11 protein-coding genes and 1 pseudogene are annotated in these 11785 nt (G+C 69.5%); 3 read left to right on the forward strand and 9 right to left on the reverse strand.

Features of this window, described 5'->3' with window-relative positions; genetic code table 11:
* From VB737_RS11810 to VB737_RS11830, 5 genes are all read right to left on the reverse strand, one after another.
* Nucleotides 1-466: transglutaminase family protein (locus VB737_RS11810; protein ID WP_500313182.1), on the reverse strand; the 466-nt coding region annotated here is incomplete at its 3' end.
* A 39-nt stretch (nucleotides 467-505) separates the two neighbouring features.
* Entirely contained in the window at nucleotides 506-2932 is a 2427-nt protein-coding gene (locus tag VB737_RS11815; RefSeq protein ID WP_500313183.1) for a glycogen/starch/alpha-glucan phosphorylase, read from the reverse strand.
* Nucleotides 2933-3051: 119 nt separating this feature from the next.
* Nucleotides 3052-3951, reverse strand: a complete 900-nt coding sequence (locus VB737_RS11820; RefSeq protein WP_500313185.1) for a transglutaminase family protein — start codon at nucleotides 3949-3951, stop codon at nucleotides 3052-3054.
* Nucleotides 3936-4916, reverse strand: a complete 981-nt coding sequence (locus VB737_RS11825) for an alpha-E domain-containing protein (RefSeq protein WP_500313187.1) — start codon at nucleotides 4914-4916, stop codon at nucleotides 3936-3938. Before VB737_RS11825 ends, VB737_RS11820 begins: the two co-directional genes overlap by 16 nt.
* Nucleotides 4910-6349, reverse strand: coding sequence for a circularly permuted type 2 ATP-grasp protein (locus tag VB737_RS11830; RefSeq protein ID WP_500313189.1), 1440 nt, complete (start codon nucleotides 6347-6349; stop codon nucleotides 4910-4912). Before VB737_RS11830 ends, VB737_RS11825 begins: the two co-directional genes overlap by 7 nt.
* A gap of 183 nt (nucleotides 6350-6532) precedes the next feature.
* Here VB737_RS11830 and VB737_RS11835 point away from each other — a divergent pair, with 183 nt between their 5' ends.
* Together VB737_RS11835 and VB737_RS11840 are read left to right on the forward strand one after the other, a co-directional pair.
* Complete coding sequence (locus VB737_RS11835; protein WP_500313191.1) at nucleotides 6533-7030, forward strand: PilZ domain-containing protein; 498 nt, start codon at nucleotides 6533-6535, stop codon at nucleotides 7028-7030.
* Between the two features lie 124 nt (nucleotides 7031-7154).
* Nucleotides 7155-7826: a hypothetical protein gene (locus VB737_RS11840; RefSeq protein WP_500313192.1), complete on the forward strand. Its 672-nt coding sequence runs from the start codon at nucleotides 7155-7157 to the stop codon at nucleotides 7824-7826.
* Here VB737_RS11840 and ureC read toward each other — a convergent pair.
* From ureC to VB737_RS11860, 4 genes are all read right to left on the reverse strand, one after another.
* Entirely contained in the window at nucleotides 7823-9547 is a 1725-nt protein-coding gene (gene ureC / locus VB737_RS11845) for an urease subunit alpha (protein WP_500313194.1), read from the reverse strand. The genes VB737_RS11840 and ureC overlap by 4 nt on opposite strands.
* Before the next feature lie 7 nt (nucleotides 9548-9554).
* A complete protein-coding gene (locus tag VB737_RS11850; protein WP_500313196.1) occupies nucleotides 9555-9872 on the reverse strand; it encodes an urease subunit beta in 318 nt (105 codons plus the stop codon).
* A gap of 13 nt (nucleotides 9873-9885) precedes the next feature.
* Nucleotides 9886-10188 (reverse strand): urease subunit gamma, encoded by a 303-nt coding sequence (locus VB737_RS11855; protein ID WP_015110097.1) that lies wholly within the window; start codon nucleotides 10186-10188, stop codon nucleotides 9886-9888.
* 78 nt (nucleotides 10189-10266) lie between these two features.
* Nucleotides 10267-11622, reverse strand: a complete 1356-nt coding sequence (locus VB737_RS11860; protein WP_500313199.1) for a serine hydrolase — start codon at nucleotides 11620-11622, stop codon at nucleotides 10267-10269.
* 36 nt (nucleotides 11623-11658) lie between these two features.
* Between VB737_RS11860 and VB737_RS11865 the strand changes: the two are divergent.
* Nucleotides 11659-11785, forward strand: a pseudogene (locus VB737_RS11865) (preprotein translocase subunit SecA); the annotation flags it as partial.

Consider the following 11785-nt stretch of genomic DNA (forward strand, 5'->3'; position numbering starts at 1 on the left):
GCGCCACGCTCAGGGGGGCGGCCCAGACCCGGCGCTCGGGTTCGAAGGGGTCCCGCAGCGCCACGGGCTGGAGATTGATGCCCAGCCGGGCGCCCAGCTGCTCCAGCCAGGCCGGGGCGGCCTCGGCTGTCAGCGGTGCTCCCTCCAGGCCGGGCTGGCAGAGCGCGGGCCAGCGCACCGGCGCCGTGCCGTCGTCGCCCAGGAACAGGCGCAGGGCCCAGCGGGGATTGACTTCGCCGTCGTAGCGCTTGCCGGGGCAGTACAGGAGCGTGCTGCCGGGCCAGACCCGCTGCTGCAGGTCCCGGGCCAGGGCCCGGGCGATGGGGAGCTTGGTGGGGCCATCGGCGGTCACGCTCCACTCGGGCCCCTCCGGTTCGAGGGGCACCAGGGTGGGCTCACCGCCAAGGGTGAGCTGGATGCCGGCGGCCCTCAGGCGGGACTCGGCCGCCTCGGCCACCCTGTCCATCCAGCTCATGCGGGCCAGCTCATGCGGGTTGCGGGAGGCTCATGGGGACGGGCTGGGAATCACGCTGCAGGCATTGACGGGAACCGGAGCCACCTTCCAGATGCGCTCGGCGTACTCCTGGATGGACCGGTCGCTGCTGAAGAAGCCGCAGCGGGCCGTGTTGAGCACGGACATCATGCTCCACCGTCCCGCCTCGCACCAGGCGCTGTCGACCTCGTTCTGGGCGCGGCGGTAGTCGCCCAGGTCGGCCATCACCCGGAAGGGGTCGCTGCTGCAGAGGTTGGCCAGCAGCGGATGGAACAGGTCGCGGTCGCCTTCGCTGAAGTGGCCCGACCCGATCAGGTCGATGGCCTCCTTGGCCAGGGCGTCGTTCTCCAGCCAGGGCATCGGGTGGTAGCCGTTGCGGTTGATGGCAGCCAGCTGTTCGGCGGTGTGGCCGAACAGGAAGAAGTTGTCGTCCCCGACCCGCTCGCGGATCTCGATGTTGGCCCCGTCGAGGGTGCCGATCGTGAGGGCGCCGTTGAGCGACATCTTCATGTTGCCCGTGCCGGAGGCCTCCATACCGGCCGTGGAGATCTGCTCGGACAGGTCGACCGCCGGGTAGATCTTCTGGCCCAGCTTGACGCTGAAGTTGGGCAGGAAGATCACCCGCAGGCGGCCGTCCATCGCCGGATCGATGTTGATGATCTCCGCCATGCCCACGATCAGGCGGATGATCAGCTTGGCCATCGCGTAGCCGGGGGCCGCCTTGCCGCCGAAGATCACCGTGCGCGGCGGCAGGTCCTCCCCGGCCCGCAGGCGCAGGTAGCGCTCCACCACCTGCAGGGCGGCCATGTGCTGGCGCTTGTACTCGTGGATCCGCTTCACCTGCACGTCGAAGAGGGAGGCGGGATCCACCAGCACGCCGGTGTCCTGGCGGATCGTCGCCGCCAGCCGCTCCTTGGCCTGCTCCCGCACCCCCTGCCAGCGCTCCAGGAACGCCGCGTCGGTGGCCAGGGGTTCGAGCTGGCGCAGCTGGTCGAGATGGCGGCACCAGTCGGTGCCGATGGCGTCGTTGAGCAGGGCGGCCAGGGGCGGGTTGGCGACCGCCAGCCAGCGCCGCGGCGTGACGCCGTTGGTGATGTTGGTGAACCGATCCGGCCACACCCTGGCGAAATCGGCGAACAGGTTCTCCTTCAGCAGGCGGCTGTGCAGTTCCGCCACGCCGTTGACCGTGTGGCTGCCCACCACCGCCAGGTGGGCCATACGCACCTTGCGGTGCGGGCCCTCCTCGATCAGGGACAGCCGCTCCAGCAGCTCCGGCTGGCCGGGGAAGCGGATGCGCAGGGTGCGCAGGAAGCGGGCATTGATCTCGTAGATGATCTGCAGCTGGCGCGGCAGCAGCTGCTGGAACAGCTCCAGCCCCCAGGCCTCGAGGGCCTCCGGCAGCAGGGTGTGGTTTGTGTAGCTGATCGTGGCGGTGGTGATGCTCCAGGCGGTGTCCCAGTCGACGCCGTGGACGTCGATCAGCAGCCGCATCAGCTCCGCTACGGCGATCGCCGGATGGGTGTCGTTGAGCTGCACCGCGAACTTGCGGTGGAACTCGGTGACCGGGATCCCCTGGCTGCCGAGGATGCGGAACATGTCCTGCAGGGAGCAGGAGACGAAGAAGATCTGCTGGCTGAGCCGCAGGCGCTTGCCCTGCTCCAGCTCGTCATTGGGATAGAGCACCTTGGAGAGGGTCTCCGACTGCACCTTGTGCAGCACGGCCCGGGTGTAGTCGCCGGCATTGAAGGAGGCGAAGTCGAAGGCGTCGGGCGCCTGGGCCGACCACAGCCGCAGGGTGTTGGCGGTGTGGACGCCGTAGCCCAGGATCGGGGTGTCGTAGGCGACGCCGATCACGGTCTGGCCGCCGATCAGCACCGGATAGCTCCACTCCGGCCGGATCACCTCCCAGGGGTTGCCGCGGGCCAGCCAGGGATCGGTGCTCTCCATCTGGCCGTTGGGGCCGATCTGCTGGCGGAAGATCCCGAACTCGTAGCGGATGCCGTAGCCGATGGCCGGCAGCTCGAGGGTGGCCATCGACTCCTGGAAACAGGCCGCCAGCCGGCCCAGGCCGCCGTTGCCCAGTCCCGGTTCCGGCTCCTCCGCCAGCATCTCCTCGAGGGTGAGGCCGAGGGCTTCGCAGGCGGCCGCGGCCTCCTCGCGCAGCCCGAGGCTCACCAGGTTGTTCTCCAGGTGCGGCCCCAGCAGGAATTCCGCCGACATGTAGGTGGCGGTGCGGACGTGCTGGCTGGTGTAGGTGTCGGCCGTGTCCACCCAGCTGGTCAGCAGGATGTCCCGGACCGCCAGCGACAGGCAGACGTAGTGGTCGTGGGTGGTGGCGAGGGAGGCGGATTTCGCCTGGCTGGAGAACAGATGGCGCCGCATCGCCTCCAGGAGGGCCTGGCCCTTGGGCAGGCACGGGGCAGGTGTGGGGCTGGCCATGGGAACGGGCGGCGGTCGGCAGTGTGAACCTGTCCTGGCCTGGGGAGTGCCGCCGCCGCTGATGCATCGGCTACCAGCCGGCGCACCTTAAGAGTGGCTTCGCTTCCGCTGGCCTCGCTTCAGCCGTGCAGCACCTCGTGCCAGGCGGAGCCCATCGGCGTGGGCTCCAGCAGCTCCGCCTCGATGGCCCATTCCAGCTCGCTGTCCACCCCCGTCGGGCCCGAGAAGCTGCCGTTCACCGCCGCGGTGAGGGTGGGCTTGGAGGAGGTGGCCAGGGTGATGTAGCGGTCGTCGACGCTGCCCATGCCGCTGGGGTCGAAGCCCCGCCAGCCCGCCCCGGGCAGGTACACCTCGGCCCAGGCGTGCAGGTCGTACTGGTTCGGTTGCGGTTCCACCAGGTGGTAACCGCTCACGAACCGGGAGGGCAGGCCGACGCAGCGGCAGGTCTCGACCATCAGCATCGCCAGGTCGCGGCAGGAGCCGACCCGCTCCTTGAGGGTGCGCCCCGCCGGCCAGGCCGGCCCCACGTGCCGCTGGGTGTACTTGACCCGGTCCTTGATGATCTCCACCAGCTGCTCCAGGAACATCAGCCCCCGCTGGTCGCTGCCCATCAGCGCCTCCTGGGCCAGGTCCACGGCGGCGGGGTCGTGCTGGCCGTTGGGCAGCCAGCCCTCCAGGGAGCCCAGCAGATCGCCGTTGAGGTGACCCACCGGATAGGGCAGCAACGGCTCCTGATCCTCCAGGCAGCTGGCCAGGGCCGGAGGCTGCTGGGTCTCCACATCGCTGATCGCCTGCACCCGGAAATGCTCGGTGCTGCCCGTGAAACGGGCCCGCAGGATCTCATCGCCGCTGGCGGCCAGCAACGGGTAGAAGCGGGACGGCTCCGGCGTGACCGCCAGGTGGAAGTGCAGCAGCCGCTGGAAGCCGTGACCTCGGGGCTTCAGACAGAACCGGTGCGGACCCAGGAAGACCGGAGCGCTGTAGCGGTAGTCGAAGGTGTGGGTTATGCGGGCTCGCATGCCGCCTCCTGAGTGGCGGTGGTGCCCGTGGGGGCGATGAAGTAGCGCGCTTCGATCAGCTCATGCAGGCGATTGAGATCGGACTGGAAGTTGTCAATGGCCTCATGGAGTCCGGTGACCACCAGCTCGTCGATCCTGGTGAAGCTCCAGTGGGCCAGGGTGAGCCCGATCAGGCACTCCAGATCGTCGGCGGGACGGGGAACGGAGCTGCCGCGGATGATCCGCAGGGTCTCGTTGATCCGCTCCAGGCAGTAGCGCACCGAGCGGGGGAAGATCGGATCCAGCAGCAGAAAGGCCGCCACCGCCTTGGGTTCGATGGCCTGCTGGCTGGACTGGCGGAACATCTGGTAGGCCCCCGCCGAACGCAGCAGGGAGATCCACTGCAGCTCGTCGAGCACCCCGCCCACCTCCTCAGGGGACGGCAGCAGCAGGAAGTACTTGACGTCCAGGATCCGGGTGGTCTTGTCGGCGCGCTCCAGCAGCCGCCCGAGACGGCTGAACTGCCAGGAGAGGTCGCGGCTGAGGGTGGCGTCGGTGATGCCGTAGAAGAGCTGGCAGGCGCGGCGGATCTCCCGCAGCTGTTCCTGGGGCGGCTGCTGCCAGAAGCCCTCCTCCTGGAGCGTCCAGTAGATGTCGTTGATCTGCTCCCACATCTCCGTGGTCATCACCTCACGGATCTGGCGGGCGTTCTCCCGGGCGTTGGCGATGCAGTTGAGAACACTGCTGGGGTTCTCCGTCTCCCGCACCAGGAAATGGATCACGGCCTCGGGGGTGACCACCGGACAGAGCTCATCGAAGAGCTTGCGGTCGCCGCTGGCATCGATCAACGGCAGCCAGGGTTCGGCGCTGCCGGGGGGGCAGTCGAGGGCCATGGCCTCGCTCACCTCGACGAACCGGGAGATGTTCTCGGCCCGTTCGACATTGCGGTTGATCCAGTAGAGGGAGTCGGCGACGCGGCTCAGCATGGGGCTTCATCCACGATCCAGGTGTCCTTGCAGCCGCCGCCCTGGGAGGAATTGACCACCAGGGACCCGCGCCGCAGCGCCACGCGGGTGAGGCCGCCGGGGCTCACCCAGGCCTCCTTGCCGCGCAGCACGTAGGGCCGCAGGTCCACATGGCAGGGGTAGAGCTCCCCTTCGCTCAGGGAGGGGACGGTGGAGAGCTCCAGGGTCGGCTGGGCGATGTAGTTGCGGGGATTGGCCTGGATCTTGACGGCGAACTCCTCGATCTCCGCCTGGCTCGCATGGGGGCCGATCAGCATCCCGTAGCCACCGGCCTCCGCCACCGCCTTCACCACCAGCTCCCCGAGGTGCGCCAGCACGTAGGCCTGATCGTCGGGGCGGGAGCAGATGTAGGTGGGGACGTTCTCAATGATGGGCTCCTCGCCCAGGTAGTAGCGGATCATCTCGCCCACGTAGGCATAGATGAGCTTGTCATCGGCCACGCCGGTGCCGGGGGCGTTGGCGATCGCCACCCGACCGGCGGCATAGGCACCCATCAGCCCCCGGACGCCGAGGAGCGAATCGCTGCGGAACACGGCCGGGTCGAGGAAGTCGTCATCGATGCGGCGGTAGATCACGTCGACCGCCTCGAGGCCGGCGGTGCTGCGCATCCAGACCCGATCCCCCTCGCAGACCAGGTCGCGACCCTCCACCATCTGGATGCCCATCTGCTGGGCGAGGTAGCTGTGCTCGAAGTAGGCGCTGTTGAACACTCCCGGAGTGAGCAGCACCACCTTGGGGGTGTCCGTCCAGGGGGCCAGCTCCCGCAAGGTCTGCAGGAGATGGGAGGGGTAGTCGTCGATGGGCTGCACGGTGCGGCCGGCGAACAGGCTCGGGAACATGCGCTTCATGACGCGCCGGTTCTCGAGGAAGTAGGCCACCCCGGAGGGGCAGCGCAGGTTGTCCTCCAGCACCCGCCAGGTGCCGTCGCCGTCGCGCACCAGATCGAGGCCGGAGATGTGGCACCAGCGGCCGAGGGGCGGCTTGAAGCCCTGCATCTGGGGCCGCCAGCCCTGGGAGCTTTCGACGTCGGCCCTGGGCACCACCCCGTCGGCGAGGATCTTCTGGTCGCCGTAGACATCGGCCAGGAAGCGGTCGATCGCCTCAAGGCGCTGAAACAGGCCCCGCTCCAGCCGCTCCCAGTCGCGGGCCCCGATCAGGCGGGGCAGGGGATCGAAGGGGAGGATTCGCTCCACGCCCTTGCTGTCGGAATCGTTGAGCCGGAAGGTGGCGCCGAGCCGCTTGAGCAGCATGCCGGCGGCCGCGTGGTTGCGGTTCAGCTGGTCGAGACCCATCTGACCGAGGGACGAGAGCAGGGGCGTCAGGGTCGCCCGGGGCTGGTCGGTGGAGGTGAAGTACTCGTCGTACCCCTGGTTCGGTTTGTACTGACTGAACATTCCACACCCGTCCGCGCGGTTGGATCCTGCAGTGCCGCCGGGGTGGCCACCCGTTGCCGTTGCTACGAAACCCGGGGCGAGGCCGGACTAGCGCTTCATAGGAATAGCGTTTTCATAAGCATCGGCCCCTGCGGGACACGCTGGGTTCAGGATGAACACACAGGCAGGGAGTGGGGCATGCTGATGAGCCAGAGCGGATCCCAGGCATCGACGGCGCCTCGCGCCACAGGCGCCCTGCTGCACGACAGGGAAAGGACGGCAACCCGTCGGGAGAAGCGGGCCTTCGCCCGTCATTCGATCGAGAGCTGCCGCACCATCGCCGTCCGGCGTCTCGATGGCGATGGTCAGCCCTGCGGTCGCTGGTTCCTCGCCGACATCGCCGACGTGGGCAAGGGTGGGATGTGCCTGATCGCCAACGAGGACCAGGCGCTGGAGGCGGGGCAGTGGCTGCTGCTGGATGTGCGCTCCCATCCCGGCTTCGGCCAGTTGCGCCTGCGGGCCCAGCTGCGCTGGTTCACCCGGGCCCACTTCGCCCTCGGCTTCGGTGTGGCCTTCGCCACCCCCCTCCAGGAGGTGCCCGTCCTGTCGGTGGAGCGCCGGGCCACGCGCCGGGATCCCAACCTGGAGGAATGGGCGCTTGAGGAGGAGCGGATGGGTGGCGCAGGGGTGCCAACGCTTTAAATTGCGTCATAATCAAGGACCTGCACCGAGCAGCGCCGCCATGTCCGCCCTGCCGCTGGCTCGCCCGCTTCTGGGAACCCTCCTCGGAGCAGGACTTGTCCTGAGTGGTTCGCCGGGGCAGGCCATGGGCACCACGTTCACCTTCGACCTCGGCAGCGCCCGCGCCACCCCCGCCGATCCCCAGGCCTCGGCCACCAAAACCTTCAGCGCCCAAGCCGACGGCCGCATGCTCCGGCTGGTGTTCCAGAACGCCCTGCTCCCTGACGACACCGCCAAGCCCGTCAGTGCCACGGATGAGGGGCTCTGCCTCTACAAGGCCGGAGGGGCGGGCCTGAACGACATCGGCCTGACCAACTGCGGATTGGAAACCCCCGGCAACGGCACGGGGGCGGCCAACCAGAGCGCCATCGAGCTGGTCTTCGATCAGGCGGTGGAGCTGATCAGCTACCGCTACGGCAGCCTGCGGGTGGGCCTGGGCAACCCCCTGCTCACCTGGGGTGAGCCCACCAGTCCGGTGGTCTCCACCGAAACCCTGTTCGACAAGCAGGTCGGCACCAGCTACGCCTTCGCCAACCCCTTCGTGGTCAGGGCCAACCGGATCATCGCCATCTCCGGCGTCGGCGGCGACCGTGATTCCAGCAGCACCGAGGCGCTGCTCAGCCAGCTCGTGGTGCGGGCCCTCCCCTCCGAGCCAGCCACGGACGTTCCCGGTCCGCTGCCCCTGGCCGGGGCGCTGGCCGCGTTCGGCTGGAGCCGGCGTCTGCGGGGTCGCCTGAACCGCCGCGGGGCGCCCTAGAGCAGGAAGTAGCGCTGGGCCATCGGCAGCACCTCCGCCGGTTCGCAGGTGAGCAGTTCGCCGTCGGCGAAGACCTCGTAGGTCTGGGGGTCCACCTCCACCTTGGGCAGAGCCGTGTTGTTGCGCATCTGGGCCTTGCCGATGCCCCGGGTCTGCACCACCGGCACGCAGGGCCGCTTCAGCCCAAGACGGCTGGGCAGGTCGTCCTCGAGGCAGGCCTGGCTGACGAAGTTGAGGCAGCTGGCCGCCACCGATCCGCCGTAGGCGGCGAACATCGGCCGGCCGCGGACAGGGCCCGGCGTGGGGATTGAGGCGTTGGCATCGCCCATCTGGGCCCAGACGATCGAGCCGCCCTTGATCACCAGCTCCGGCTTGACCCCGAAGAAGCCCGGCTTCCACAGCACCAGATCGGCCAGCTTGCCCACCTCCACCGAGCCGATCTGGCTGTCGAGGCCGTGGGCGATGGCGGGATTGATCGTGAGCTTGGCGATGTAGCGCTTCAGGCGGGTGTTGTCGTTGCGGCCGCCGCGGGGACCGGCGGCGTCCTCGGGGAGGAACCCACGCTGCACCTTCATCTTGTGGGCCGTCTGGAAGGTGCGGGTGATCACCTCGCCGACGCGGCCCATGGCCTGGGAATCGCTGGCGATGATGCTGAAGGCGCCCAGGTCATGAAGGATGTCCTCGGCGGCGATCGTCTCGCGGCGGATGCGCGATTCGGCGAAAGCCACGTCCTCCGGGATGCGGGGATCGAGGTGGTGACACACCATCAGCATGTCGAGGTGCTCCTCGAGGGTGTTGACGGTGTAGGGCTTGGTGGGGTTGGTGGAGCTGGGCAGCACGTTGGGCTCGCCGCAGATCCGGATGATGTCGGGGGCGTGGCCGCCGCCGGCCCCCTCGGTGTGGAAGGTGTGGATCGTGCGGCCGCCGATGGCCCGGATCGTGTCCTCCACGAAGCCGGCCTCGTTGAGGGTGTCGGAGTGGATGCAGACCTGCACGTCGTACTTGTCGGCCACCGTCAGGCAGCAGTCGATCGCGGCCGGGGTGGTGCCCCAATCCTCGTGCAGCTTGAGGCCGCAGGCCCCGGCGCGGATCTGCTCCTCGATCGCCGCCGGGGTGCTGGCGTTGCCCTTGCCGTAGAAGCCGATGTTGATCGGCAGCCCCTCGGCCGCCTGGAGCATGCGGGCCAGGTGGAAGGCGCCGGGGGTGCAGGTGGTGGCGTTGGTGCCGGTGGCCGGACCGGTGCCGCCCCCCAGCAGGGTGGTGACCCCGGAGGCGAGGGCGGTTTCGATCTGCTGGGGGCAGATGAAGTGGATGTGGGTGTCGATCGCCCCGGCGGTGACGATGTGCCCCTCCCCGGCGATGGCCTCGGTGCCGGGCCCGACCACGATCGTCACCCCATCGGTGATGTCGGGGTTGCCCGCCTTGCCGATGGCGCAGATGCGGCCGTCCTTCAGGCCGATGTCGGCCTTGACGATGCCCCACCAGTCGAGGATCAGGGCATTGGTGATCACCGTGTCGACGGCCCCTTCGGAGCGGGGAGTCTGGGCCTGGCCCATGCCGTCGCGGATCACCTTGCCGCCGCCGAACTTCACCTCATCGCCGTAGGTGGTGCAGTCGCTCTCCACCTCCAGGATCAGTTCGGTGTCGGCCAGCCGCAGGCGGTCCCCGGTGGTGGGGCCGTAGGTCTCGGCGTAGGCGCGGCGGTCGATGCGATAGGGCATGGGAGTGTCAGTCGAGGGGGCCGTTGACCAGACCGTTGAAGCCGAACACGCGGCGGTCGCCGACGTAGGGCACCAGATGCACGTCCCGCTGGTCGCCGGGCTCGAAGCGGATGGCGGTGCCGGCGGGGATGTCGAGCCGCAGGCCGCGGGCCGCCTCGCGGTCGAACTCGAGGGCGCCGTTGGCCTCGTGGAAGTGGAAGTGGGAGCCCACCTGCACGGGCCGATCGCCCCGGTTGGCCACCGACAGGGTGGTGACCGGGCGGCCGACGTTGAGATCGATCGTGCCGGGCTCGGGGATCAGTTCGCCGGGGATCAGGGGGGCCATGGCGGGGTGGGGGTCAGCGGATCGGTTCGTGGAGGGTGACGAGCTTGGTGCCATCGGGGAACATCGCCTCGATCTGCACTTCCGGGATCAGCTCGGGCACCCCCTCCATCACCTGATCCCGGCTCAGCCAGGTGGTGCCCTCCCGCATCAGCTCCGCCACGCTGCGGCCGTCGCGGGCCCCTTCGATCACCTGGAAGCTGAGCCAGGCCACCGCCTCGGGATGGTTGAGCTTCAGGCCCCGGCCGAGTCGCCGCTCCGCCAGCAGGGCGGCGGTGACGATCAACAGCTTGTCTTTCTCCTGGGGGGTGAGGTTCATGCAGGCTGCGCTGGCCGGCCCCACTCTCGCAGCGCCACGGCACCGGGTCAGGTTCAGAAGGAACGTTCGCTGCCCCGATCAGCGCCGCTGGAGCACCCCCTGGCCGTTGAGGTTGAGGTTGTCGATCCGCACCGCCGTGGCCCGCCCGTCGGCACCCACCGTGAAGCTGACGGCGCTGGGGCCGTAGGCGTTCTCGCCGGCGGGCTGGTAGCGGAAGGTGTCGCCGCTCACCGGGGTGAGGGGGAAGGGGGTGAGGCGGGGCCCCAGCTGCAGCTCGAGGCCATCGCCGCGGCGCGCCACCGCGATCGCGCCCACGTAGGCGTTGGCGTAGCTGCCTGTGTAGGCGGCGGCGGGGCGGGCCGGCAGGGGCCGGGCCGGGGTGACCACCGTGGGGTAGTCCTGCTGCTCCATGCCCCGGAACAGGGGGCGCAGGGCGGCGAGGTAATCGCGCTTGACCGCTCCGGTGGTGGCCAGGTCGAGAAAGCTGAGGCTGAGGGCCTCCGGCACCCCCAGCGGCTGGCTGTTGGAGAGCACGATGATGCCGAGGGATTCCGCCGGCAGCAGGTAGACGGCCGTGGCGGCGCCGAGATCGAAGGCGCCCGAATGGCCCAGCTGCACCGTGCCCCGGTCGGTATAGCTCACGTTCCAGCCCAGCCCGTAGAAGCCGGCACGCTCAAGGGCCGGATCGCGGGGCTCCTGGCTGATGCTCTGGGGCCGGTGGGTTTCAGCGAGGGCGGCGCCATCCACCACCGCACGGCCATCAAAGCGGCCGCCGGCCAGCTGCAGCCGCAGCCACTGTCCCAGATCCCGCACGCTGGAACTCACCCCACCGGCCGGGGCCTGGGCATCGGCATCCCGCTGGTAGCGGGCCACCCAACGCCCCCCCTCCGGCACGTGCAGGGAGGCACGGTTGGCGGCGCCCGCGAAGTCGGCGTGGCGGGAGCTGGTGCGGGCCATGCCCAGGGGCCCGTAGAGCCGTTCGCTGGAGAGCTGCTCCCAGGGCCGGCCAACGGCGTTGGCGGCGGCCACGGCACCGGCGGTGAAGCCGAAGTTGGTGTAGGCGTAGTCGGCGCGGAAGCGGTTGCCGGTGGGCAGCAGCCGCAGCCGCTCCAGGATCGTGGCCCGATCGAAGCCCAGGTCCTCGAGGTGATCGCCGGCGTGGTCGGGCAGGCCGCTGCGGTGGGACAGCAGGTCGCGGATGGTCACCGAGGGGGCGATGGCCGGCGGACCGATGCGGGCTTCCGGCAGGGTGCGCAGCACCGGGTCATCCCAGCCCACGCGCCCGTCGCCCACCAGGCCGGCCACCACCGTGGCGGCGATCGGTTTCGAGAGCGACGCCAGCTGGAAGACGGTGTCGGCATCCACGGCGCCGGGTTCGCCCACCCGCCGCACGCCGTAGCCCCTGAGGAACACCACCCGGTCGGCATGCACCACCACGATGGCCAGGCCCGGGACACCGGTGCTGCGCTGCAGCTCCGTGGCCGGTCGGGCCGTCAGGGTGACCCCGGCCTGTCGCGCTTCTACCTCTGCCTAGAGGATGACCTGCTGCGCATCTTCGGCCCCGACACGCTGTTTTCCAAGATGATGAAATCGAACC

It is taken from the genome of Synechococcus sp. BA-120 BA3, assembly GCF_034931285.1.
Taxonomy (GTDB): Bacteria; Cyanobacteriota; Cyanobacteriia; order PCC-6307; family Cyanobiaceae; genus Cyanobium.